Genomic DNA, 23,041 nt, shown 5'->3' with positions numbered 1-23,041 from the left:
TTGAGACCGTCGCAGACCACGATGCAGCAGTCCGCCACGCCCCGGTTCTTGATCTCCGTCAGCACCCGCAGCCAGTACTTCGCGCCCTCGCCATCCCCGTGCTCGCCGGCCCACAGTCCCAGGATGTCCCGGGTGCCGTCCACCGTGACGGCCAAGGCGACGTAGATCGGCCGGTTCGCGACCTGGCCGTCGCGGATCTTCACGTTCACGCAATCGATGAAGATCACCGGATACACCGGGTCAAGCGGGCGGTTCTGCCACTCGCCCATCCCCTCCAGCACCCGGTCAGTAATCGTGGAGATGGTCTGCTTGGACACCTCGGCGCCATAAACCTCGGCCAGGTGCGCCGCGATCTCGCCATGTGTCAGGCCCTTGGCCGACAGGGACAGCACCAGGTCGTCCACCCCGCTCAGCCGGCGCTGCCGCTTAGCCACGATCCGCGGTTCGAACGACGCGTCCCGGTCCCTGGGCACGGAGATTTCCACCGGCCCGGCCTCGGTCAGCACCGTCTTGGACCGCCGGCCGTTACGGGAGTTGCCGCCGTCGCGCCCAGCAGGATCGTGCTTGCCATAACCGAGATGGTCGTCCAGTTCGCCCTCCAGCGCGGACTCCATCACCAGCTTCGTCAGCTTCTGCAGCAGACCGCCCTCACCGGTCAACTGCAGCCCCTCAGCCCGGGCACGCTCCGTCAGCTGCCGAACCAGTTCCTCATCCACCGCATCAATCGCAGCGGCCGTCACATCCGTCACGGAGCTCTCCTTTTTCCTCAGGAGTTACACCGACAAATTTACAGTCCCACAGGCCGAGACCTGCCTGCGTCAGGTGAGGAAGCGTTGCCTGGAAACCTGCGGGAGGTGAGGAAGCGTTGCCTGGAAACCTGCGGGAGGTGAGGAAGCGTTGCCTGGAAACCTGCGGGAGGTGAGGAAGCGTTGTGGCTAGCCGGCCTGGAGGCTCACGGCGGCCGCCTGGACGGCCTCGCGCAGTGGGGTGGTGGGGCGGCCGAGCAGGGCGCTGAGGTCGCCACTGGTAACCAGGAGATCGCCGCGGGCGATGCCGAGGTCGCTGTCCGCAAGGATGGCTGCGTAGGGTTCCGGCAGCCCGGCCTCCACGAGCACCTGGGTGTACTTCTCCGCGGGCAGATTCGTGTACGTGACCGGCTTGCCGGACGCCGCGCTGACTTCGCCCGCCAGCTCACTGAGGGTGAAGGCGTGGTCGCCGCCCAGCTCGTAGACCTTGCCGGCCTGGTCGTCCCGGAGCAGCACGGCCGCTGCCGCCGCGGCATAGTCGGCACGGGCCGCGGCGCTGACGCGGCCGTCCCCCGCACTGCCGAATACGGCGCCGTGCTGGACCTGAACCGGGAGCTGGCCGGTGTAGTTCTCCAGGTACCAGCCGTTGCGGAGCAGGGCGAACGGGACGCCGGAGTCCCGGAGGATCTCTTCGGTGGCCAGGTGCTCGGCGGCCAGCTGCATGGCGGTGGTGTCCGCATTGGCGATGCTCGTGTAGCCGATCAGGCCGACGCCGGCTTCCTTGGCTGCGTTGATCGCGTTCCGGTGCTGCTCGACGCGCTGGCCCACCTCGCTGCCCGAAACCAGCAGGACCTTGTCCGCGCCGGCGAAGGCCTGCCGCAGCGACTCCGGCTGGCTGTAATCGATGCTGCGGACCTGGACGCCGCGCTTGCCGAGGTCGGCGATCCTGTGCACGGTCCGGCCTGCGGCCACGATCCGCCCCGCGGGCAGGCCGCTTTCAAGGAGGGCTTCGACGACGAGCCGGCCGAGCTGGCCGGTGGCTCCGGTGATGACGATGGTCATGATGGTCCTTTCTGAGGTGACTGTCATGGGTGCCAACCCCGTTCATTCCGTAATGCTTCCCAAAAGAGAGTACGCACTTTCAGGTAAGGTACTGTCATGAAGGTTAGTACCCCAGCCAAGGCCGCCGCATTTCCCTTCGCCGACGGCATCTTCCCGGCGGGATGCCCCAGCAGGACCGTGCTGGACCACGTCACCAGCAAGTGGGGCGTGCTGCTGCTGGTTTCCCTGTCCGAGGGTCCCCAGCGCTGGAGCGAACTACGCCGCCGGGCCGAGGGCATCAGCGAGAAGATGCTCGCCCAGACACTGAAGACCCTCGAAGCCGACGGGTTCGTCCGCCGCGACGCCCAGCCCGTCATTCCTCCCCGCGTGGACTACAGCCTGACCGGCCGCGGGGAGGAACTGACTGCCCTGATGCTGCCCCTGGTCGCCTGGGTTGCCGAACACGCGGAGGCGATCGTGAACCGCCCGGCGGGCTCCTAAGCCGCGGGGCTCCTAAGCCCCGGGGCCCTAGCCGGTGTGGGCCACGGTGTATTCGAAGGTGCCGGACCCGACGTCGTGCGGTTCCCGTCCCGGCAGCTCAACGCGTGCCGTGCTGCCGGTGGGAACCTCAAGTGTCACGCTGTAAACGCCGTCGTTGCTGTGCCACTCAATCGACGCCCGCCCGTACGGCGTCTCGTGGCTGGCGCTCGCGAAGGTGAGCCCGCCGCCCGGCTGGGGCCGGAACAGGATGCGGCGGTAGCCCGGTTCCAGCGGTGCGAGGCCCGCTACCGTGCGGTGCATCCAGTCGGCCACCGCGCCCAGTGCGTAGTGGTTGAAGGACGTCATCTCCCCGGGGTTGACCGTTCCGTCCGGGAGCATGGAATCCCACCGTTCCCAGATGGTGGTACCGCCCTGGTTCACGGCATACAGCCACGACGGGCATTCCTTCTCCAGCAGCAGGTCATAGGCGGCGTCCAGTGACCCGGTGACGGTGAGCGCATCGGTAATTACAGGAGTGCCGGCGAAGCCGGTGGCGATGCGGTTGCCCGCGGCCCGGACCAGGCTGGCCAGCCGCTGCCCGGCAGCCCGCTGCAGCTCGTCATCCGGAAACAGCCCGAAGACGATGGCGAGGGCGTAGGCCGTCTGGGCATCGCTGGCCATCCGACCGTCGGGGCCGATGTATTCGTTGGCGAAGGCCCTGGCGACGGCGCGTGAAAGCTCCAGGTAGTGGAGTTCGTCGTCGGCCTTGCCCAGGACGCCGGCCGCCTTGGCAAGGTGCAGGGCAGACCATGCGAAGTACGCGGTGGCCACGATGTTCGGATCCGTCATTGCCTGGGTGGGATCCTCCGGGGGCGCGCTGGGGTCCAGCCAGTCGCCGAGCTGGAAGCTCGTGTTCCAGAGATGCGTGTCCCCGGCCAGGCTGTCCAGGAGATCCACCCAGGCCTTGGCGCTCGCGTACTGGTCAGCGAGGATCTTCGGGTCGTTGAACCGTTCGTACAGGTTCCAGGGGGTGAGGACGGCGGCGTCGCCCCAGACCGCCCCGGGGCGGATTGGGGTCCAGTAGTTGCCGCCCGGGATCACTGGCACATACCAGGGGACCGTTCCGTCGGGCAGCTGCTCGGCCGCGACGTCCTTCAGCCAGGAGGACAGCATGCCGGAGCAGTCATAGAGGAAGGTCGCGGTGGGCGTGAAGACCTGGATGTCGCCGGTCCATCCCAGCCGTTCGTCCCGCTGCGGGCAGTCGGTGGGGATGTCCACGAAGTTGCCCTTCATGCTCCACAGCACGTTCTCGTGCAGCCGGTTCAGTTCAGGATCAGAGCTCTCAAACCAGCCGGTCCGCTCCATGTCCGTGTGATACACCCTGGCCACGATGTTCTCGGCCGGGTTCCCTCCGGTCCACCCGCTGACCTCGGCGTAGCGGAAGCCGTGCAGGGTGAAGCGCGGCTCCCAGGTTTCCTCAGCTTCTCCCGCGAGCGTGTAGCGGTCTGTGGCGTCGGCCAGCCGCAGCGGGCGGGTGTAGATCTCACCGTTCTGGAGGACCTCGGCGTGCCGCAGCGTGAGAGTTGTTCCGGCCTCGCCGCGCACGGTGATGCGGAGCCGGCCCACGAGGTTCTGGCCGAAGTCCAGCACCAGCTTCCCCGACGGCGACTCGGTGACACTCACCGGGCGGATTTCGCCGGTGCACCGCACCGGCGGCCCCTCCGGTGCCACGAGGGTGGCCGGGTCGCGGGGAACGACGACGACGGGTTGCCAGTCCGCGTCGTCGAAGCCCGGGCGGTTCCAGGCTTCCGGCAGCTCGCGGGCGTCGTACGTTTCACCCTCATAGAGGCCGGTGAACCGGATGGGGCCGAAGGAGGCTTTCCACTCACTGTCCGTGCCAAGCACGGTGACGGAACCGTCGTCGTGCGTCACGTGGAGCTGGGCAAGGACGGCGACCTTGTCGCCGTACAGGTTGCGGTGGCCGCCGTTGAAGCCGATCCGGCCACGGTACCAGCCGTCGGCCAGCCAGGCACCCAGGGCGTTCTCGCCCTGCTGGAGATGGTCCGTCACGTCATAGGTGTAGTACCGCAGCCGCTGCCCGTAGACGGTCCACCCGGGCGAGAAGGCGTCGGTGCCAACCCGAACGCCGTTGATCTCCATTTCATACAGCCCGTGGGCTGTGGCGTAGAGCCGCGCGGAAACCACCGGACGGTGCAGCGCGAAGGACCTCCGCAGCAGCGGCGGCCGCCGGTCCGAATCCGGGTCCTCGGGCCAGGCCGGGGCGACCGGCTGGGCAATCCAGTCCGTGGCGGACAGCAGTCCGGGTTCGACGGCGGCGGCCGGGCTCCAGTCGCTGGGCTCCTGGTCCGCTTCGCCCCAGACCCGCACGCTCACCTCGGCGCGCTCGCCGGATTCCAGCGGAGCTGCCGGCCAGGGAAGCAGCACCGACTCCGCGGAGTCCAGCCGTTCGCTCAGCCAGCTGCCCTCGGCGGTGGTGACGGCGAGCTGGTATGCGGTCTGGGTCCAGCCGGGCGCTGCGCTCGTTTTCCACGACAAGCGCGGGGTGCCTGTGCCGATGCCGAGGGCTGTTGGAAGGTGTTCGAAGGTCACCGGTCGGACGGTGGTGGACATGCGCATGCTCTCCTTTGATGCCTTTGACGGCGAATGCTGGTGTGTGATCCGGTGGTGGGCGGCCGAAGCCGGCGGCCCGGGCCGGCGGGCTGCCGGTCAGCCCTTGACGGCGCCCGCGGTCATGCCGGCGACGATCTGGCGGTTGAAGAACAGGTACATCACGAACGGCGGGACGGTGATGAGGAGGATGTTCATGAACAGCAGGTTGTAGCTGGTGGTGAACTGGCTCTGGAAGTTGAACAGGGTCAGCTGCACCGTGGCGTTGGCGTCTCCCGGGAGGAAGTACAGCGGATTCTGAAAGTCGTTGAAGATGTGCACCGACTGGACCACGATCACGGTGACGATGACGGAGCGCAGCAGCGGGAAGATGACCCGGAAGAACAGCCGGACCGGGCCGCAGCCGTCGATCACCGCTGCCTCGTCCAGTTCCTTCGGGATGCTGGCGATGAAGGCGCGGAAGAGCATCACGCAGAAGGAGAGGCCGAAGGCCACCTCGATCAGGATCAGGCCGGGGAGCGTCTTGAATAGCCCCATGCTTTGCAGCACCCAGATGGTGGGCACCACGGCGGGCGGGATGATCAGGCCGGAGAGGATGAGGAAGTTCGCCACGCCGTTCCAGCGGGAGCGGCGGCGCTGCAGGATCCAGGCGACCATGGCGGCCAGGATCACCAGGATGGTCACGCTGGCAACGGTCAGGATGGTGCTGTTGATGAAGGCGGTCACGAGCATGAACTTGCGCGCGGAGAGGACGTCCTGGAAGTTCTCGACAAAGTTGAAGGTGGTGGGCCAGGCGAAGTTCAGCTTGGCGGCCTCGCGGCGGTCCTTCACGGCGGTGAGTGCCATGAACGCCAGCGGGACGATGAAGAGGACGACGGTGACGGCGATGGCCAGGACGCCCAGGCCGTAGCGCTTGAATGCGGTGGTCACTGTTCGACCTCCTTGCGGTTCAGGAACATGGACAGTGGCAGGATGATCGCGGTGACGATCAGGAACAGCACAACGTTGCCGGCTGTGGAGAGGCCGTAGAAGCCGGCCTGGTACTGCTTGAAGATGACCGAGGCGATCACGTCGGAGGTGAAGCCGGGGCCGCCCTTGGTCATGGCCCAGATGAGGTCGAAGGACCGGAGCCCGCCGATGAGGGAGAGGATGATGACGGTCGCCGTGGCCGGGCGGGCCAGGGGAAGGGTGATGTTGAAGAAGCTCTTGGCGGAGCTGGCGCCGTCCATCTTGGCCGCTTCGAAGTACTCCTGCGGAATGGACACGATGCCCGCGATGTAGATGACGGTGGCGAGGCCCACACCCTTCCAGACGTCGACCAGGGCGACGGACAGCAGGGCCCATGCAGGGTCGACAAGCCAGGCCGGCCCTTCGATCCCGACGGCGGCCAGGGCCTGGTTAATCATGCCTTTGGACGGGTCCATCAGCACCGTGAAGACGATGCCCACGCCGATGCTGCTCAGCAGGACGGGGAAGAAGATGACCGACCTGAGGTAGCCGCGGGCGATGATCTGCGAGGTCAGCAGTACAGCCAGGAGCATGCCCAGGACCACTTTGAGGGTGGAGGTCACCGCGCCGTAGATGAACGTGTTGGTCAGGCCCTTCAGAAGCGCGGGCTCCTGGAAGAACTGGACGAAGTTGTCAAGGCCTATGAACGTGAAGTCGGTGAGGGTCCAGCGGGTGAAGCTGAAGAAGAAGGACGCGAAGGTCGGGACCAGGAACAGTGCGGTGTAGACCACCGCGGCCGGAAGATAGAACCAGTACGGGTACGGGGACTTGCCCTTGCGGCGGCGGGGCTGGTGCTCGGCCCGCCGCGCAACGGTGGCAGGCGCGGGGGCAACTGTCTTGATTGTCATGGTGTGTCTCCGTCGGTGCCGTCCGGGCCGGCGCGCGGCCCGGACGGCGGAGTGGGTGTTGAGGTTAGTTCCAACCCGGCAGGGTGAGCTGCGTGGCCTGCTTATTGACGTCCTCGTCGTAGAGGGCGGCCGCGTCCTTGGCGGAGCGGATTCCGGAGCCCACCTCAACGGTGATCTGCTCCAGGGCGGGGCCCTTGACCGGGGAGAGGTACTCCAGGGCGGGGCTGTTTCTGGACGAGTCCTCGAAGTAGGGGAGCATGTCCTTCACTGCCGCGGGAACGTCCGAGGGGAGATCGCAGCCCTTGACGAGGTAGGGGCCGTTGGCTCCGACGGCCTTGGTCTGGGAGTCGCAGCCGGCTTTGCTGGCGATGAAGGCCTGGAGCTTCTTGGCCTCCTCAAGGTTCTTCGTGGACTTCGGGATGTAGACGCCGCCCGGTAGCCAGACGGTGAGGGCGTTCTTGGCGGCATCCTCGCCGGGAAGCGGGAAGAGGCCGATGTCGTTGAGCTTGTCCGGGAAGGTCACCTTGATCTCCGGCAGCGCGAAGCTCAGGATCGGGTACTGCGCGCCCTCGCCGTTGGCCAGCTTTTCCAGGCCCTGGGCGTAGGTGGCGGAAGCGAAGTCGTCGTTGAACAGGCCGGCCTTCGCCGCCTCTTCCTGGTGCTCGAAGCCCTTGATGGCTGCGGCATCGGTGGCGTACTTGGCCTTGTTCGCCGTGTAATCGGCGGCGAAATTCGGATCCGCCTTGGCAACATTGGCGAAGTCGCCCAGGACGAACAGCTGGGAGGTCCAGGTGGTCTGGTAGGTCTGGATGATCGGGGCGATGCCGGCGTCCTTGATCTTCCGGCTGTTGGCCATGAACTCGGCCCACGTCTTGGGCACGGACAGGCCAAGCTTCTCGTAGACCTTCTTGTTGTAGAGCACTGCGCCGGCGTTGCCGGTGCCCACCGGCACGCCGTAGACCTCCTTGCCCGCGGTCACCACGGGCTTGAAGGAATCGGAGACGTTGGCCATGTAGGGCTCGCTGGTCACGGGCACCAGGTTCTGCTCCGGGCTGATCTGGTGGAAGAGCGAACCGGAGTTGTACGAGAAAACATCTGACATGTCCCCGGTGGAGAGACGGGTCTTGACGATGTTGTCGCCCTCCCCGCCCTGGGGGCGCGTCTCGACCTCGACCTTGATATTCGGGTTCGCAGCGTTGAAGTCCTTGGCAATCTGCTCCGCGTAAGTGACGGTGTTTTCCGTGTTGTCGACCAGCCACGTGATGGTCTTGGATTCCCCGCCACCGGCGCTGCTGCTTCCCCCTGCGCAGCCTGTCAGTGCCACGGCGAGTGCAGTCACGCCTACGGCCAGGGACGCCCAGGGCCGCCTGCTCGATGTGGTCATCTTTACCTCCTCGTAAAGCCCGGGCCTACCTGGTGTGGAACGTTTCAAGAAATGTTCCACGTGCATGCGGCCAGCGGGGCGGTTATTTGTGTAGATCGGTCTACGTCCAAAATCACTGTAAGGCATGTCACAGGCGAGGGCAAGGGATTTGTGTAGATCAGTCTACAATTTCTTAAAAAGGGGCAGGTGCGCACCGGAGGGGGATTCATGTCCGAGCAGGTCAAGCGGGCAACCATCAGCGATGTTGCCCTGCATGCCGGAGTCTCAAGGGCGGCGGTCTCGAAGGTGCTCCGCGGGGCGTATGGCGTCAGCGAGACAATGAAAGCCCGCGTCGATGCCTCGATGGCGGCTCTGGGCTACCGGCCGTCCGCGCTGGCCCGCGGCATGCGCGGCAGCAGCTTTACCTTGGGCGTGTTCGTGGTGGACCTGCAGAACACCTTCATGTCGGTGCTGATTGAGGGCATCCGGGCCGAGGCTGAGGTCAGCGGGTATCAGGTGTTCATCGGTGAAGCGAGCCGCGGACTCAGCCAGCAGAGGCAGATGATCGAGGCCATGCTTGACCGGAAAATGGACGGGCTCCTGCTCATCGCGCCCTTCGGCACGGCGGAGGATCTCGAAGAAATAGGCCGCACCACGCCCATGGTCGTTCTTGGCCGCCACGGCCCGGGGGGATCCTATGACACGGTGGCCAGTGATGACGTGGCGGGCAGTGCCCTGATCGTGGACCATCTCGCGGCGCTCGGCCACCGCCGCATTTCGCATCTGAAGCACGTCGGCCGGGAGAACAATGAGGACGGCATGCCGCAGGTGGTGCGCGCCCAGGGATACATCGACGCGATGGTCCGCAATGGGCTGGGCGGTGAAATCGACGTCATCGAAGGCCGATGGCACCAGGCCGGCGGGCAGCACGCGGCGGAGCTGATGCTGCAGCGGCCGCACCCGCCGACGGCCGTGCATGCCGGCACCGACATGGCCGCCCTCGGCGTACTCACCGGACTCTATGAGGCGGGCGTCAAGGTGCCCGAGGAGTTCTCCGTGGTGGGCTACGACAACGTCTTCTCTGCGTCGCTGCCGCAGGTGGCCCTCACCAGCGTGGACCAGTCCGGCGTCGAAATGGGCTCGCTGGCGGCCAGACTGCTCGTGGAGCGCATTCAAGGCCGGCGGGAGGCGGTTTCGACGGTCGTGGCGCCGAGCCTCGTCGTCCGGCGCACCACCGGGCCCATCCCCGCCTCTTGATATTAGGTATCCTAACTATTAGGATACCTAAGTATGGAATCAAAGAACGCCCCGGAGCTGCAGGAGCTTGCCCAGGACTTCCGCGAGGCACTGCGGCACAGCGTGTACCTGGTCCGCCGCCTCGATGCGGACGGTGAACTCAGCGCCGCCCAGCTGGGCACCCTCAAAATGCTGCTCGACGACGGCGTCCGGGTGGGCGAGATCGCCAGGAACCTGGGCGTCAAGGTGCCCAGCGCCACCGAACAGATCATCAAGCTCGAGCGGGCAGGACTCGTCCGCCGGGAAGCGGATCCGGACGATTCCCGTGCGGTCCGCGTCGTGCTGACCGCGGAAGGCCGCGACGCCGTCGAATCCGCCAACCGGCGGCGGAACGCCGTCATGGCCGGCATTCTCGAATCCCTCACCGATGACGACAGGCGTGCCCTCGCGGCCGCCCTCCCGGTCATCGAAAAGATCAACAGCACGCTTCAAAACTGACAAGCGAACCCACACTGATTCAGCGACACTTAGGAGTTCCCTCCATGGACGGCCAGCTCGCAGACACCCTGCCGGCACCACAATCCACCCTCGAGGCAGAGAAGGCCTCATTCCTCAAACAGCCCAAGGCGGTCTGGGCCACGGCGCTGGCGGCAGTGTTCGCGTTCATGGGCATTGGCCTGGTGGACCCCATCCTGCCGGCCATCGCCAAGAACCTGGACGCCAGCCCCAGCCAGGTTTCACTGCTGTTCACCAGCTATTTTCTGATCACAGCCGTGGCCATGCTCCTCACCGGCTTCATCTCGTCGCGGATCGGCGGCAAGCGCACCCTGCTGGCCGGGCTGGCCGTGATCGTGGTGTTTTCCTCCCTCTCCGGCCTGTCCGGCAGCGTCGGTGAACTGGTCGGTTTCCGGGCGGGATGGGGGCTCGGCAACGCACTCTTCGTGGCCACCGCGCTCGCCGTCATTGTCGGTGTGGCCAGCGGCGGCGCGGGCACGGCGATCATTCTCTACGAGGCCGCCCTGGGCCTGGGCATTTCACTGGGGCCGCTCCTCGGCGCCCTCCTCGGCGGCTGGCAGTGGCGGGCACCGTTCTTCGGTACGGCCGCGCTGATGGCGGCGGCTTTCATTGCGCTCACCGCGCTGCTCCCGAAGACCCCGTTGCCCGCCCGTAAGGTAAGCCTGGCCGATCCGCTGCGCGCCCTGGGCAACAAGGGACTGCGGACGACGGCGGCCAGCGGCCTGTTCTACAACTACGGCTTTTTCACCGTGCTCGCCTTTACCCCGTTCATCCTTGGCATGGACGCCTACGGCATCGGCGGGGTGTTCTTTGGCTGGGGCGTCGCCGTCGCCGTATTTTCGGTCTTCGTGGCCCCGCCGCTGCAGAACCGCTTCGGTGCCACGAAAGTGCTCCTCGGGACTCTGTTCCTGCTGATGCTGGACCTTGCCGGCCTCGGGCTGGCCGCGGGCCATTCCGTGCCCGCCGTCGTTACGCTCGTGGTGGTCTCCGGGGCGCTGCTGGGCATCAACAACACCATTTACACCGAACTCGCCATGGGCGTCTCGGATTCGCCGCGCCCGGTGGCCTCGGCGGGGTACAACTTCGTGCGCTGGATGGGCGGCGCCCTGGCGCCCTTTGCCGCGGCGCAGTTAGGCGAGCACTTCGGGCCGCAGGTGCCGTTCTTCGCCGGCGCGGCGGCCATGGTTGTCGCCATGGCCGTGGTGGCCGGTGGGCGGCGCTACCTCGCCGCCCACGAACCGCACGTGGTCTGAGCCGCACCGACGCTCTCGGGAAGGTAGCCGCGCGGAGCAGGGCCGGGAATCAGACCTTCACGGACCCCTTCGGAACAAACAGGGTCTCAGCCTGTTCCAGCGACATGCCATTCGTCTCCGGCACCTTGTACAAGACGAAGAAGAATGAAGCTGCCGCGAAGAGTGCGTACATGGCGTACGTCAGCGGCAGCGAGCCTGCGGCCATCACGGGGAAACTCAGCGTGATGGCGAAGTTGGCGATCCACTGGGCCGCGGCGGACAGGCCCAGGGCGCGGGCGCGGATCCGCGCCGGGAAGATCTCGCCCAGCAGCACCCACACCAGCGGTCCCCAGGATGCGCCGAAGCTGATCACGAACACGTTCGCGGCTACCAGGGCGACGGGGCCCCAGGCGCCCGGCAGCGCGATGTCGGAGCCGGTGCCCGTGGCCGAGGCGAAGGCCAGGGCCATGGCGCCGAGGGAAACGGCCATGCCGATGGAGCCGGCCAGCAGGATGGGGCGGCGGCCGATCCTGTCCACGAGGGCGATGGCCACGAGCGTGACCAGGATGTTGGTAATGGACGTGGCCACCGAGATGGTCAGCGAGTCCTTCTCCTGGAAGCCCACGGCCTTCCAGAGTGTGGTGGAGTAGTAGAAGATCACGTTGATGCCCACGAACTGCTGCAGCACGGACAGGGTGATGCCGATCCACACCACAGCCTGCAGCCCGAAGGCCTTGCCGCGGAGGGAGCCCTTCCGGCCGGCGAGCTGGTCCTCTTCGATCGCCTCGCGGATCTCGCGCAGGTGGCGGTCGGTGTCCTCATCCGGGGCGATGGAGTCGAAGACCTTCCGGGCCAGGTCCTCCTTGCCCTGGACCACCAGGAAGCGCGGGGACTCGGGCAGCGTGAAAGCGATGACGCCGTACAGCACGGCCGGAACGGCGGCGGCCAGGAACATCCAGCGCCAGGCCTCGATGCCCAGCCAGAATGCCTGGTGCGCACCGCCGGCAGACGTGGCGAACAGGGCGTCGGAGAGCAGGGCGGCGAAGATACCCGTGGTGATGGCCAGCTGCTGCAGCGACGCGAGCCGGCCGCGGACGTGGCGTGGCGAGATTTCAGAGATGTAGGCCGGCGCAATCACCGAGGCCAGGCCGATGCCGAGCCCGCCCACCAGGCGCCAGAAAATGAGGTCCCAGACGCTGAAGCAGAAGCCGGTGCCGATCGCGCTGATGAGGAACAGCAGCGCCCCCAGCTTCATCGCCGGGATGCGGCCGTAGCGGTCCGCCACCTTGCCGGCCAGGTAGGCGCCGGCGGCGCACCCCAGCAGTGCCACGGCCACAGCGAAGCCGGTGACGGCCTCACCAAGCTTGAATTCGTCCTTCATGGCATCCACGGCGCCGTTGACCACGGAGGAGTCGAAGCCGAACAGGAAGCCGCCCACGGCGCCGGCAAGCGCCAGCCAGATCACCCGCTTGGGGATCTTCGCGGTTGTCTGCTTGTCGGTGGACATGGTTCTCCCTTGGTTCGGGGGTGGGTGGATGCGGTGCAAACGTCGTCGGCTGCGGAAACCGGCCCTGTCGGCCGGCGCACACGCGCCTAACAGTGTGCCACGTCACCGCCCGCTGATCCACTCCGGGACGGAGGACGACGACGGCGGGCGGTCCCGCCGTCGTCGTCCGTCCGTTGGGGCGCCCCAGGCGGGAGTTGTACGGAAAGCGCCGTCACGGGGCGCCGCTTTTTGGTCCTCCCGGGGCACAGAAAGCCCGGACATCCGCCGAAACAAAACGGCAGGCACCCCGAAAGGGTGCCTGCCGTGACGCAGCTGCGGGGAATCCCTTAGTGGGCAGCCGCGGGCTCCTTCATGACTGCCTTGGGGTCCGTCAGTTTCTTCTTCGGCAGCGCGAAGCTGATCAGGAAGGCGATGCCGGTGAGGACGGCCGCGGTGAGCATGACAGCGTCGATCGACTGGGCAAATCCCTCGGTGATGGGCCGGGTGAGCACCGGGTTCGCCGAGTGCAGCCAGCTGGTGTCGTTCAGGGAGTCGTTGCTGGCGCCGTTCTTGAAGAAGTCGTAGAGCTTGGCGTTGGCGGGATCGGCAGCGACGGCCGGGTCCTGGAGGACCTTGACGTAGTCGGCGCTCTGCATGGCGTCCTTCATGCCGTTGGCGATCTTGTCCGCGGCCAGGCTGAAGAGCATGGAGATGAACACCGCAGTGCCCACCGCGCCGCCCATGGAGCGGAAGAACGCGGCAGTGGAGGTGCCCACGCCCATGTCCTTCGAGGGCACCGAGACCTGCATCGCGAGGGTGAGCGGCTGCATGCAGAAGCCCAGGCCCAGGCCGAAGAAGACCGCGATGAGTCCGGGGACCCAGAGTTCGGTGTCGGCGCCAAGCGACAGCCCCATGACGATGGCGGCGGTGGTCAGGATGGCCGTGCCGAGGATCGGGAAGATCCGGAAGGTGCCCGACGACGAGATGGTGCGTCCGGCGGTAATGGAACCGGTCAGGATGCCGATGGTGAACGTGATCATCATCAGGCCGGCTTCGGTGGGGGTGAGGCCCTTGACCAGCTGCAGGTACATGGGCAGCATGGCGATTGCGCCGAACATGCCGATGCCGATGATGAAGTTCAGCAGCGAGGACAGCCCGAAGGTGACGTTCCGGAAGAGGCGCAGCGGGATGAGCGCGTAGTCGCCGGCGCGGCGTTCGGCCAGCAGGAAGGCAACGATGCCAAGGACGCCCAGGCCGTAGCAGATGAAGGAGTTAGCCGAGGTCCAGCCCCAGCTGCGGCCCTGTTCGGCGACGAGCAGGAGCGGCACGATCGCCAGGGTGATGGCGGCCGCGCCCCAGTAGTCGATCCGCTGCTTGACGTGCTTGGCGGGCAGGTGGAGGTAGAGGAACACCACGGCCAGCGCGGCCAGCCCGATGGGCAGGTTGATGAAGAAGACCCAGCGCCAGCCGTCGAAGCCGAGGATGCTCTCCGAACCGGCGAAGGCGCCGCCCACCACAGGGCCCAGCACCGAGGAGATGCCGAACACGGACATGAAGTAGCCCTGGAACTTGGCCCGGTCCTTGAGCGGGACGATGTCGCCGATGATGGTCAGCGCCAGTGCCAGCAGGCCGCCGGCGCCCATGCCCTGGATGCCGCGGGCGATGGCCAGTTCCGTCATCGAGTGCACCGAGCCGGCATACAGTGAGCCGGCCAGGAAGATGATGATCGCCGCGAGGTAGAGCGGGCGGCGGCCGAAGATGTCGCTGAGCTTGCCGTACAGCGGCGTGGTGACGGTGGACGTAATGAGGTACGCGGTGGTGGCCCACGCCTGCAGGGACAGCCCGTCGAGGTCGTTGGCGATGGTGTAGATGGAGGTGGAAACGATGGTCTGGTCCAGCGAGGACAGGAACATGCCGAGCATCAGCCCCACCATGACGGTGATGGTCTGCCGCTGCGTCAGGGCCTCTCCGGGCGCGGGTCCTGCGGTGGTTTTGGACATGGCTGCTCCAGGGTCAAGAGAAAGGGGATCGCATTTGATAGTTGCTTTCAGTAACTATGTTACTTGCTGCTTTGTTCCCCGGAGCAACGGAATCTTTTTGCGGCTGCCTCGTGCCGGCCGGTTTGGTGGGCAAGCGTGGACCGAGGGGTGCGATCTCGGCGCTTAGATTGCACCGAAGCGCCGAGATCTCACGCTTCGCCGCGCGTTCTTCAGCGCTCGATGAGGATTCCGTCCGGGTCGCACCAGATCGTGGCACCGGTGCGGATGGTCACGCCGTCGATCAGCAGGTCCACGTCAGTCTCTCCCGCCCCGGTCTTGGCGCTCTTGCGCGGATTGCTGCCCAGGGCTTTGACGCCGAGGGGCAGTTCCGCGATGGCCTCGCGGTCGCGGATGGCGCCGTTAATTACGACGCCGGCCCAGCCGTTTGCCACGGCGCTCGCCGCGATCAGGTCCCCCATCAGCGCGGTCCGCAACGAGCCGGCGCCGTCGACGACCAGGACGGCGCCGTTGCCGGGTGTGGCGAGGACGGCCTTGACGAGGGCGTTGTCCTCCAGGCAGCGAACGGTCCGGACCGGGCCGCTGAAATGCGTGCGGCCGCCCAGGGACTGGAACTGGAGGGCGATGGAGTCCAGCTCGTCGCCGCGCTCGTCGTAGAGGTCGGCGGTGTTGACGGCGGCATTGGCAGGCGAAGCGGTCATTGGTTCTCCTCGGCTCTGGAATCGGGTCCGGCTCTTGGCTCCCACGATAGTCTGATTCCATCATCACGATGTTCCAGGGGGAGACCGCTATGAGCCTGTCCGACATACCCGGCGCGGTACCCGACCCCGGCCTGGCGGGCACCCGGCAGTCCGCCGCGCTCGCTGAACCGACGGCGCGGGTCAGGTCCCTCTGGATCACGGGCGTGGTGCTGGTCAACCTCGGCATCAATGCCGCGTTTTTCGGCCCCATCCAGGTGCTCCTCGCACAGCAGGCGGAACATTTCGACCCCGGACAGAAGGAAGCCATCCTCGCCCTCGTCACGGGTGCCGGTGCCGCGGTGTCGCTGGTGGCCAACCCGCTCTTTGGCGCCTTCAGCGACCGCACGGCGTCCCGGTTCGGCCGGCGCGTGCCATGGGTGCTGGCCGGCGCCGTCCTTGGCGCGGCCGGGCTGGTGGGGCTGGCGGGCGCCCCGAACGTCGCAGTGATGACGTTGCTTTGGTGCCTGGTCCAGGCCGGCTGCAACGGCGCCTACGCCGCGATCACCGCTGCCGTTCCCGACCGTGTTCCCGTCCCCCAGCGCGCTACCGTTGGCGGCCTGGCGGCGATGGGGCAGACCGCCGGGATCCTCGCCGGCGCGGTGATTGCCGCCGTCGTCAGCGGAAACTTCGTGCTGGGTTACATTCTCTGTGCGGCGGCCCTCGTGGCGGGGGTCGTGATGTACCTGGCCAAGAGTGACGACGACCCCCTCCCGGCCGGGACTGCCCGGCCGATGAGCTGGGCCGGCTTCCTGCTTGGGTTCATCAGGCCGCTTAGGCACCCCGACTTCGCCTGGGCCTGGATCACCCGGCTGCTGGTCAATATCGGCAACCACATGGTCACCCTGTACCTGATCTTCTTTCTGGCAGACGCAGTGCACCTGAAGGAGACCACCGGCCTCGAACCCGCCTTCGGCGTGCTGGTGCTGACCGGTCTCTACGCTGTATTCGTGATCATCACCAGCGTGGTGGGCGGCAGGCTCAGTGACAGGATGGGCAAACGCAAGCCGCTGGTGATCGCATCGTCCGCAATCATCGCGCTGGCCTCGCTGATCCTCGCCTTCGCCCCCACCTGGGTGGGCGGCATCGTGGGAGCCAGCGTTCTGGGCATCGGGTTCGGCGCCTACCTCGCCGTTGACTTCGCCCTCATTACCCAGGTGCTCCCCAACGCTTCCGACAGGGGCAAGGATCTTGGCGTCATCAACATCGCCAACTCCCTGCCGCAGGTGATCGCCCCCGTGCTGGCGTGGCCGTTCGTCACCCTCTGGGGCGGCTACGTGTCCCTCTACGTAGCCGCCGCCGTGATCGGCCTTCTGGGAGCTGTGTTCGTGGTGAAGATCAAGGGCGTCGACTAGTCCCAACCCACCCGGGCCGTCTAGAACACGGCCGTGAAGACACCCCACCCGGTGCCGACGACCGCCTTCCCCTTGAATCCTGAGCTGTGGTCCAGGCCATGCGTGGAAACATATCGTCCGTTGCCGTAGTACATGGTGAGGGCCCCGGCGCCATTGATTCCCCAGATGTCCTCGTCGCCGTCGCCGTTGAAATCTCCGGCGGCATCGAACCGGCGTACGCCGCCCCAGCCCTGCCCGATCTGGAAGTGAAAGGCCGGCGCGTCGAGGGCGAACTGCCCCTTGCCGTTGCCGGGGAAGAGCCGCAGGTAACCGAAGCTGTCGCGTCCGATGATGTCAACCTCGTTGGTACCCGAGAACTTGGCGGAGGCTGCGATCGGACTCATCTCACCCCAGCCCGTGTCGATGACCGACTTGGCCAGAAAGCCGCCGCGGCCGTTGCCCGGGTAAAGCCAGATCCGGTTGGATGCATCACGCGCGATGATGTCGTTGTTGCCGTCGCCGGTGAAGTCGCCCGGCGCGATGATGTCCTTGAATCCTCCCCAGCCGACACCGATCTGGACCTTCTTGAGCCAGCCGCCCTTTCCGTTCCCGGGGTACAGGAACAGCCGCCCGGACCGGTCGCGGGCCATCACGTCATTGTTGAGCTCACCGTTGAAGTCACCGGTGGCCATCAGCTTGTCGAACCCGCTCCAGCCGACGCCGACCTTCTGCCGCGGCAGCCAGTTGCCCTTGCCGTTGGTTGGGTAGAGATACAGGTTGCCGGCGGTGTCCCGGACGAAGAAGTCCGTGGTGCCGTCCGCGTTGAACCCGCGAGCCTTCGGCTTGTTGGCGACGACAGTGCGCAGCTTTCCGGTCACCTTGATTTTGCTGAGGGGATCGTAGGCCACGGTCAGGTCGACGGTAATGGTTTTGCCTTTGTCCGCCGCCACGAGGACGTAGCTTCCCCGGGTCGCGCCCGGGATTGCGGCGCCGTTGCGCTTCCAAACGTAGGAGTATGAGGGGCTGCCGCCAGCGGGAATGACACGTGAATAGCCGGGAACAACGCGCACCGTGCCTCCGACAGAAGAATCCCCGACGACTTCCGGCGGCTGTGCTTCGATGTAGCGCGGCAGGGGACCGACGGCGGCGCTGGTTGCTGTTGCAGGCTGGTAGCCAGGGGCCCTGACTGTGACCCGCACCGACATCTTCGTACCGCCGTCGACAGAACTGTTGTAGTTGTAATCGCTGTACGTGGCTCCCGGAACGGCGATTCCGTTGCGCAGCCACTGGTATGTGAAGCTTTCGGGAGTGTCAGCGTCCCAAATCCCCGGTTCGGCAGACAGACGGGTATCTGTCGTGGTAGGTCCGGTGACCTTGGGCGGAGCGGTGTTGTGCATGGCCTTGAGGGCCTTCGCCGGATTGCTGACAATGAAGTTGCCGCCGGTGAGAGACGCGAGTGCCGCTGACGGTACCGGCACAGTCGCAGGAATCCGCGAAATTTTGCCGTCGCGGAAGTAGTGGGTGACTCCGCGGCCCCCGAGGTAGATCACCCGCACGTAGTCGATTTCATATCCCCCGGGCGTCCAGGCCTGCGTGACCGGGGCTGAGGCGGTGTCGCTGAGGGGACCGCGGGACGCCGTTCCCTGCCAGGTCAACACCTGCTGGGAGGTGTCCACGGAGCTCGCGTACACAAACAGCACTTCCTTGGCGCCCTGGGCCAATGAAAAGTTCACGCTCGCGGTCTGCCCCGGTGTGAGAGGCCCCTCCGTTGCCATACCCAGATGTGTCAGCCGGGGATCCTCGAATATGAGCTGCGGATTCGCGATCTCAAAGTCCCGCCGGGCCAGGGAACCGAACGAAGGCGCAAGAGTCAGGCCCGCCGGGACGGTCCTGCCGTCGCGGTAGTACCACTGGTCGATCCCGGAAACGAGGTCAAGGCCGATAGCGCTGACTTGCACTTGCCCGCTGGGCCACGCGTCGGCGGCCGCCACCAGCGTCACCGCTCCGGAAAGGACGCCCTCAGAACCCAACCATCTGGCGTACTCCCTGCCGGCCAGGTCTTTCAGTTCGACCTGAATGCCCTTAACCGGCACCGACGTGGTGAAGCTGAAACTGACCGTGCCGCCGGCCTCGAGCACCGCCGGCGATGTCCGCTCGAAGGACAGCAGGGCAGGCTCGTCAGCGGCCACGGCAGGCGACGCTGGAACCAGCAGGAGCGCCACCATGGCAAACGCGACAAGGAACCCCAGGCCCCGGCGGAACGTCGCGCCCGCGTCCGCGCAAACTCGCGCGCAGGCCGGAGACATGACAGCAGCAAGAGACCCCAAAATTTCCCCCAATTGACCAGAAAACGGCCCGAACCGAAACGGCCGGACAAGACCAGTGAGATGAGACTACTCCGCGGTAGCGACATTTCGGGATTTTCCGGCTCCGCACCCTTTGCATGGCACCCTGCAGCATGCTGGGCTCTCAGGGGAACCCAGCCGGCGCCGGCACCCGCTCTCAGGAAGCACCCGGGATCGGTGCCATATACTGGAGTGCGAATCGCGGCAGGACCGGGAATGGGGCTCTTTCCTGACTGCACCAGGAATCTCAACCTCCGGACTGATGATGCTTGACTTAATGCCTGATCTTCCGCCCATGGCCGCCCCGCCTACCCTTCCCCGGCAGCAGCGCCGCTACAACCGGATTCTGGAGGTGGCTGCCGGCTTCGCGCGGAAGGGCCTCAAGTCCGTCACCCTTTCCGAGGTAGCGGCACAGGCCAATGTCCCCCTCGGCACTCTTTACCGTTACTTTCCCTCCGCCACCCACCTGATGCTTGCCCTCTACCGGCACCAGCTCGGCGAGTTCAAAACAGGGACCGGGCCGGGCGCCGTCCGTATCCATGCACTCTCCGGTGTGGCGATGGAAATCTTCCACATGCGCGTCATGCAGCCCGCCGTGGAACAGTGCCTCAGCCAGGGCGTTTACCTCAAGGACCGGGACACCACAGGCCTGCTGCGGGATATCGACTCCCTGGCGGAACGCGCCGTCACCGCCGTGTGCGGGGACGCGGCCGTGGCCCGGGTTGTGTTGCTGACCGTCACCGGTCTAGTCCAGTCGGTGCGCTGCCGCAGGCTTTCGCTGTTTGAGGCGGAGGAAGACCTGAAGAAGGCGTGTACCCTGCTGATGCCGGCAGCCCGTCTCGCGCGGAATACCGCGTAACCGGTCTAGACCAGTCGAGTAATAAAAGCCGCACAAACGGTGAAATAACCCACAAATCAGCTTTAAACGCGCGCTATCCGGACCAGCGGGCCCCAAGTGGCATTAAGTGGGCCTTTGTCCTGTCTAACATGGCATCAGCGGAGTGGCCAGCACCCAGCAGCTCCACGGGCTTTCTGACGGGACCCGCCACCCTTGGGCCGTCAGCTGAAGCGCGTATCTGACCATCTTGAGCCTCGAATGCTTGAGCCATACTGTGCCGTTTGCCCACGGCTAGCCACAGGAGACAACGACGTGTCCACTGAAACTATCGCTCCGAATGACACCAGCGCAGCCGCAGAGCTGACCGACCAGGAAATTTTCGCTGCCCACGAGGGCGGCAAGCTTTCCATTGCCAGCACCGTTCCCCTGAACAACAAGCGCGACCTCTCGATCGCCTACACACCCGGCGTTGCCCAGGTCAGCCGGGCCATCCACGCTGACCCGGAACTCGCCAAGAGCCACACCTGGGCGCAGCGCCTCGTGGCCGTCGTCAGCGACGGCACCGCCGTCCTTGGCCTGGGAAACATTGGCGCCAGCGCCTCACTGCCCGTCATGGAGGGCAAGTCCGCCCTCTTCAAGGCCTTCGGCGAGCTGGACTCGATCCCGCTGGTCCTTAACACCACCGACGTGGACGAGATCGTGGAGACCCTCGTCCGGCTGCGCCCCAGCTTCGGTGCCGTCAACCTCGAGGACATCGCCGCCCCGCGCTGCTTCGAGCTGGAAGAAAAGCTCATTGAAGCCCTGGACTGCCCCGTTATGCACGATGACCAGCACGGCACCGCCGTGGTGGTCCTCGCCGCGCTGACCGGTGCCGCCAAGGTCACCGGCCGCGGGCTCGAGGAACTCCGCGTGGTGATCTCCGGTGCAGGCGCCGCAGGCATCGCCATCGCGGAAATCCTCCTCACCGCCGGCATCGACGACGTGGTGCTGCTTGATTCGCGCGGCGTGATCAACTCCGAGCGTGCCGACATCGCCGCCGACCCCGCCAGCAAGAAGGCCCAGATGGCACAGCGCAGCAACCCGCGCGGCATCTCAGGCGGCCCCGGGGAAGCCCTCCTGGGCGCGGACGTCTTCGTTGGGGTGTCCTCCTCCAAGCTGGACGAGGAGCACCTGAAGCTGATGAACCACAGCTCCATCGTGTTCGCACTGTCCAACCCGGACCCCGAAGTCCTGCCCGAGGTCGCGTCCAAGTACGCCGCGGTGGTGGCCACCGGCCGCAGCGACTTCCCCAACCAGATCAACAACGTCCTGGCGTTCCCCGGCATCTTCCGCGGTGCTCTGGACGCCGGGGCGCGCCGCATCACCCCTGCGATGAAGGTTGCCGCGGCCCGCGCCATTGCCGAGCTGGCCGATGACAAGCTGTCCGCGTCCTACATTGTGCCCAGCCCGCTGGACCCGCGCGTTGCGCCGGCCGTCACTGCCGCGGTTGCCGCGGCAGTTGCCGCGGAAGCCAACCAGGGCTAACTGGAGTCCGACGGCGGTGCCTCCCGTGCTGGGGAGGCACCGCCGTCGTCGTTCCCGGCAAAGTCCGCACCGTGGACCGCACCGCCGGACCGGCACTCCAGCCGCAGACCGCCCGGATCCTAGACTGGGGGCATGAACGCCCAGACCCTTGTGACCGTTCTGTGCGGCTTGGCCATCCTGGTTGGCGTTGCCGGCACCGTGATCCCCGTCCTGCCGGGCAGCTTCCTGATCGGGCTGAGCCTGCTGGCGTGGGCCATCTGGGGCGGCGAGGGCGTGACTGGCTGGGTGGTTTTTGCCGTGGGCATGATGTTTGTGCTGGCAGGGATGGCGGCCAGCGCCGTCCTCGCCGGCCGCAAACTGAAGGAGCACCGGATTCCAAACCGGAGCGTCGCTCTGGGGGTTGTGCTGGGCATCGCCGGCATGTTCGTCATTCCGGTGGTGGGCCTGTTCGTGGGCTTCGCCGTCGGGCTGCTGCTCAGCGAAGTCCAGCGCACGCGCAACTTCCGGGCAGCGCTGACCTCCAGTTGGGCGGCCCTGAAGGCCACCGGTCTGGGAATGCTCGTGGAGTTCGGCCTGGCCTGCCTCGCGGCCAGCACCTGGGTGGTGGGCGTGTGGGTGGGCGCCGCTTCGGCTTAATTCCGGGCCGCCATTAGCATGGAGGAATGAGCGCGGGGGAGTTTTCAGGACCGATCTACCGCGACACGCGCGACCTCACCCCCTTCGGCGGCGGCACGGTCCGCACCCCGGTGCGCGAAATGGCCGAGGGCGTGGGCGGGCTTATCCACGGAATGCTCGGCGGCGGGGACTCCCGGATCAGCGTGGACGGCAGCGTCCCGCGGCTCAAGCTGCTGCCGGGCAAGGCTGCCAGGACCGTTTACGACGCCGTCTTCTCCAACACCGACCCCAACGGGCTCATCGCCGCCGGCCGCGCCTATCCCGGCTGGGCCGGCCTCTGTTGCGTGCTGGCCGGTCTCCTCGCCTACAAGCAGGGCGGCTACCTGCGGGCCGCGGAGCTGCTGCAGCGCGGGCTTTCCGTCAGGAACGACGACGAGGCGAACCAGTTCGCCGCCAGTTACCTGACCCGGGTGGTCACCCGGGTGGAGGTGGCCGAACGGATCGTGGTGCCCGTGCTCTTCAGCGAGGAGTCGGTGTTCCTTGCCCTCTCCCACTCGCTCCGGGAAACGGGGCAGACCGAGGCGGCTTTTGAAACGCTGGTCAGGCTGCCGCCGTCGTTGCCCACCGCACTGGCGAGATGCGCACTGGCCGCCGCCCTGGGCCGGGACCAGGAAGTGGTGGTCTGGACGGAAGGCCTGCTGAACGCCGATGACCTCTCCGCGGCACTGCTCCTGGTGCGGGCGCGCTCCCTCCGCCGGCTCGGCGCCTACAGCCAGGCCCAGCAGGCGCTCAAGGAGGTCCTGCGGCGGCAGAAGACCAGCATGTCCCTGCGCAACGACGCCCTGACTGACCGTGCCCTGATCCTGCTGGACAACGGACGGAAGTCCCTCAACCCGCGGGACTGGCAGCGCGGCAGGCAGGCGGAGCTCGAAACGTTCGACGTCATCCGGAAGGACATCGAGGCGCGCCGGGCGTGGGAACAGAAATGGAAGCAGTTCGGCGGCGACTGAGGCTCTCCTGTGGGCGCCCGGCCCTTGTGGGCAGTACAGGGCCGCGATACAACGGAC

19 protein-coding genes are annotated in these 23,041 nt (G+C 66.5%); 9 read left to right on the top strand and 10 right to left on the bottom strand.

What is annotated here, in order from left to right; translation table 11 throughout:
* Both ACFQ50_RS08320 and ACFQ50_RS08315 read right to left on the bottom strand, forming a co-directional pair.
* Positions 1–725: IS256 family transposase (locus ACFQ50_RS08320; RefSeq protein WP_377995054.1), on the bottom strand; the 725-nt coding region annotated here is incomplete at its 3' end.
* Positions 726–935: 210 nt separating this feature from the next.
* Entirely contained in the window at positions 936–1,808 is an 873-nt protein-coding gene (locus ACFQ50_RS08315) for an SDR family oxidoreductase (RefSeq protein ID WP_377995048.1), read from the bottom strand.
* A 96-nt stretch (positions 1,809–1,904) separates the two neighbouring features.
* Between ACFQ50_RS08315 and ACFQ50_RS08310 the strand changes: the two genes are divergently transcribed.
* Positions 1,905–2,288: a winged helix-turn-helix transcriptional regulator gene (locus ACFQ50_RS08310; RefSeq protein WP_377995047.1), complete on the top strand. Its 384-nt coding sequence runs from the start codon at positions 1,905–1,907 to the stop codon at positions 2,286–2,288.
* Positions 2,289–2,315: 27 nt separating this feature from the next.
* Here ACFQ50_RS08310 and ACFQ50_RS08305 read toward each other — a convergent pair whose 3' ends face one another.
* The 4 genes from ACFQ50_RS08305 to ACFQ50_RS08290 form a co-directional block, all read right to left on the bottom strand.
* Entirely contained in the window at positions 2,316–4,898 is a 2,583-nt protein-coding gene (locus ACFQ50_RS08305; protein WP_377995046.1) for a family 78 glycoside hydrolase catalytic domain, read from the bottom strand.
* Between the two features lie 96 nt (positions 4,899–4,994).
* A complete protein-coding gene (locus ACFQ50_RS08300) occupies positions 4,995–5,825 on the bottom strand; it encodes a carbohydrate ABC transporter permease (protein WP_377995045.1) in 831 nt (276 codons plus the stop codon).
* Positions 5,822–6,751 carry a carbohydrate ABC transporter permease gene (locus ACFQ50_RS08295; protein ID WP_377995044.1) on the bottom strand — a complete coding sequence of 310 codons (930 nt, stop codon included), beginning with the start codon at positions 6,749–6,751 and terminating at the stop codon, positions 5,822–5,824. The genes ACFQ50_RS08300 and ACFQ50_RS08295 overlap by 4 nt, the downstream gene beginning before the upstream one ends.
* Positions 6,752–6,815: 64 nt before the next feature.
* Complete coding sequence (locus tag ACFQ50_RS08290; RefSeq protein ID WP_377995043.1) at positions 6,816–8,135, bottom strand: ABC transporter substrate-binding protein; 1,320 nt, start codon at positions 8,133–8,135, stop codon at positions 6,816–6,818.
* A 207-nt stretch (positions 8,136–8,342) separates the two neighbouring features.
* Here ACFQ50_RS08290 and ACFQ50_RS08285 point away from each other — a divergent pair, with 207 nt between their 5' ends.
* Genes ACFQ50_RS08285 through ACFQ50_RS08275 form a run of 3 tightly spaced genes read left to right on the top strand, consistent with a single transcriptional unit; the run spans position 8,343 to position 11,119 of the window.
* The gene (locus ACFQ50_RS08285) at positions 8,343–9,371 is read left to right on the top strand and encodes a LacI family DNA-binding transcriptional regulator (protein ID WP_377995042.1); all 1,029 of its coding nucleotides are present in this window, start codon (positions 8,343–8,345) and stop codon (positions 9,369–9,371) included.
* A 33-nt stretch (positions 9,372–9,404) separates the two neighbouring features.
* Positions 9,405–9,848: a MarR family winged helix-turn-helix transcriptional regulator gene (locus ACFQ50_RS08280; protein WP_377995041.1), complete on the top strand. Its 444-nt coding sequence runs from the start codon at positions 9,405–9,407 to the stop codon at positions 9,846–9,848.
* Between the two features lie 44 nt (positions 9,849–9,892).
* Complete coding sequence (locus ACFQ50_RS08275; RefSeq protein ID WP_377995040.1) at positions 9,893–11,119, top strand: MFS transporter; 1,227 nt, start codon at positions 9,893–9,895, stop codon at positions 11,117–11,119.
* A 49-nt stretch (positions 11,120–11,168) separates the two neighbouring features.
* Here the strand turns inward: ACFQ50_RS08275 and ACFQ50_RS08270 are convergent, their stop codons facing one another.
* The 3 genes from ACFQ50_RS08270 to rraA all read right to left on the bottom strand — a co-directional run bounded on the left by ACFQ50_RS08270 (position 11,169) and on the right by rraA (position 15,282).
* Positions 11,169–12,605 carry a sugar porter family MFS transporter gene (locus ACFQ50_RS08270; RefSeq protein ID WP_377995039.1) on the bottom strand — a complete coding sequence of 479 codons (1,437 nt, stop codon included), beginning with the start codon at positions 12,603–12,605 and terminating at the stop codon, positions 11,169–11,171.
* A 326-nt stretch (positions 12,606–12,931) separates the two neighbouring features.
* Entirely contained in the window at positions 12,932–14,584 is a 1,653-nt protein-coding gene (locus tag ACFQ50_RS08265) for an MDR family MFS transporter (protein ID WP_377995038.1), read from the bottom strand.
* 209 nt (positions 14,585–14,793) lie between these two features.
* Entirely contained in the window at positions 14,794–15,282 is a 489-nt protein-coding gene (gene rraA, locus ACFQ50_RS08260) for a ribonuclease E activity regulator RraA (RefSeq protein ID WP_377995037.1), read from the bottom strand.
* 89 nt (positions 15,283–15,371) lie between these two features.
* Here rraA and ACFQ50_RS08255 point away from each other — a divergent pair, with 89 nt between their 5' ends.
* Positions 15,372–16,673 carry an MFS transporter gene (locus tag ACFQ50_RS08255; RefSeq protein WP_377995036.1) on the top strand — a complete coding sequence of 434 codons (1,302 nt, stop codon included), beginning with the start codon at positions 15,372–15,374 and terminating at the stop codon, positions 16,671–16,673.
* Positions 16,674–16,693: 20 nt separating this feature from the next.
* Here ACFQ50_RS08255 and ACFQ50_RS08250 read toward each other — a convergent pair whose 3' ends face one another.
* Positions 16,694–18,958: a hypothetical protein gene (locus ACFQ50_RS08250; protein ID WP_377995035.1), complete on the bottom strand. Its 2,265-nt coding sequence runs from the start codon at positions 18,956–18,958 to the stop codon at positions 16,694–16,696.
* A 334-nt stretch (positions 18,959–19,292) separates the two neighbouring features.
* Here ACFQ50_RS08250 and ACFQ50_RS08245 point away from each other — a divergent pair, with 334 nt between their 5' ends.
* The 4 genes from ACFQ50_RS08245 (at position 19,293) to ACFQ50_RS08230 (ending at position 22,984) form a co-directional block, all read left to right on the top strand.
* Positions 19,293–19,856 carry a TetR/AcrR family transcriptional regulator gene (locus ACFQ50_RS08245; protein ID WP_377995034.1) on the top strand — a complete coding sequence of 188 codons (564 nt, stop codon included), beginning with the start codon at positions 19,293–19,295 and terminating at the stop codon, positions 19,854–19,856.
* A gap of 291 nt (positions 19,857–20,147) precedes the next feature.
* On the top strand, positions 20,148–21,359 hold the full coding sequence (locus tag ACFQ50_RS08240) for an NADP-dependent malic enzyme (protein ID WP_377995033.1): 1,212 nt from the start codon (positions 20,148–20,150) through the stop codon (positions 21,357–21,359).
* A gap of 132 nt (positions 21,360–21,491) precedes the next feature.
* A complete protein-coding gene (locus ACFQ50_RS08235) occupies positions 21,492–21,995 on the top strand; it encodes a DUF456 domain-containing protein (RefSeq protein WP_377995032.1) in 504 nt (167 codons plus the stop codon).
* A gap of 26 nt (positions 21,996–22,021) precedes the next feature.
* Positions 22,022–22,984, top strand: coding sequence for a hypothetical protein (locus tag ACFQ50_RS08230; RefSeq protein WP_377995031.1), 963 nt, complete (start codon positions 22,022–22,024; stop codon positions 22,982–22,984).
* The last annotated feature ends 57 nt before the right edge of the window (positions 22,985–23,041 follow it).

The sequence above is a fragment of the Arthrobacter sp. NPDC056493 genome (genome assembly GCF_042795115.1).
In the GTDB taxonomy this organism is placed as follows: Bacteria; Actinomycetota; Actinomycetes; order Actinomycetales; family Micrococcaceae; genus Arthrobacter.
The sequence above is the reverse complement of the archived record's forward strand: the minus strand, read 5'-3'. Positions and strand labels throughout refer to the sequence as shown.

Bases quoted from the DNA above. Each gene is read 5' to 3' on its own strand.
- ACFQ50_RS08315 (WP_377995048.1), bottom strand. From the start codon at position 1,808: ATGACCATCGTCATCACCGGAGCCACCGGCCAGCTCGGCCGGCTCGTC.
- ACFQ50_RS08310 (WP_377995047.1), top strand. From the start codon at position 1,905: ATGAAGGTTAGTACCCCAGCCAAGGCCGCCGCATTTCCCTTCGCCGAC.
- ACFQ50_RS08305 (WP_377995046.1), bottom strand. From the start codon at position 4,898: ATGTCCACCACCGTCCGACCGGTGACCTTCGAACACCTTCCAACAGCC.
- ACFQ50_RS08295 (WP_377995044.1), bottom strand. From the start codon at position 6,751: ATGACAATCAAGACAGTTGCCCCCGCGCCTGCCACCGTTGCGCGGCGG.
- ACFQ50_RS08290 (WP_377995043.1), bottom strand. From the start codon at position 8,135: ATGACCACATCGAGCAGGCGGCCCTGGGCGTCCCTGGCCGTAGGCGTG.
- ACFQ50_RS08285 (WP_377995042.1), top strand. From the start codon at position 8,343: ATGTCCGAGCAGGTCAAGCGGGCAACCATCAGCGATGTTGCCCTGCAT.
- ACFQ50_RS08280 (WP_377995041.1), top strand. From the start codon at position 9,405: ATGGAATCAAAGAACGCCCCGGAGCTGCAGGAGCTTGCCCAGGACTTC.
- ACFQ50_RS08275 (WP_377995040.1), top strand. From the start codon at position 9,893: ATGGACGGCCAGCTCGCAGACACCCTGCCGGCACCACAATCCACCCTC.
- ACFQ50_RS08270 (WP_377995039.1), bottom strand. From the start codon at position 12,605: ATGTCCACCGACAAGCAGACAACCGCGAAGATCCCCAAGCGGGTGATC.
- ACFQ50_RS08265 (WP_377995038.1), bottom strand. From the start codon at position 14,584: ATGTCCAAAACCACCGCAGGACCCGCGCCCGGAGAGGCCCTGACGCAG.
- rraA (WP_377995037.1), bottom strand. From the start codon at position 15,282: ATGACCGCTTCGCCTGCCAATGCCGCCGTCAACACCGCCGACCTCTAC.
- ACFQ50_RS08255 (WP_377995036.1), top strand. From the start codon at position 15,372: ATGAGCCTGTCCGACATACCCGGCGCGGTACCCGACCCCGGCCTGGCG.
- ACFQ50_RS08250 (WP_377995035.1), bottom strand. From the start codon at position 18,958: ATGTCTCCGGCCTGCGCGCGAGTTTGCGCGGACGCGGGCGCGACGTTC.
- ACFQ50_RS08245 (WP_377995034.1), top strand. From the start codon at position 19,293: ATGGCCGCCCCGCCTACCCTTCCCCGGCAGCAGCGCCGCTACAACCGG.
- ACFQ50_RS08235 (WP_377995032.1), top strand. From the start codon at position 21,492: ATGAACGCCCAGACCCTTGTGACCGTTCTGTGCGGCTTGGCCATCCTG.
- ACFQ50_RS08230 (WP_377995031.1), top strand. From the start codon at position 22,022: ATGAGCGCGGGGGAGTTTTCAGGACCGATCTACCGCGACACGCGCGAC.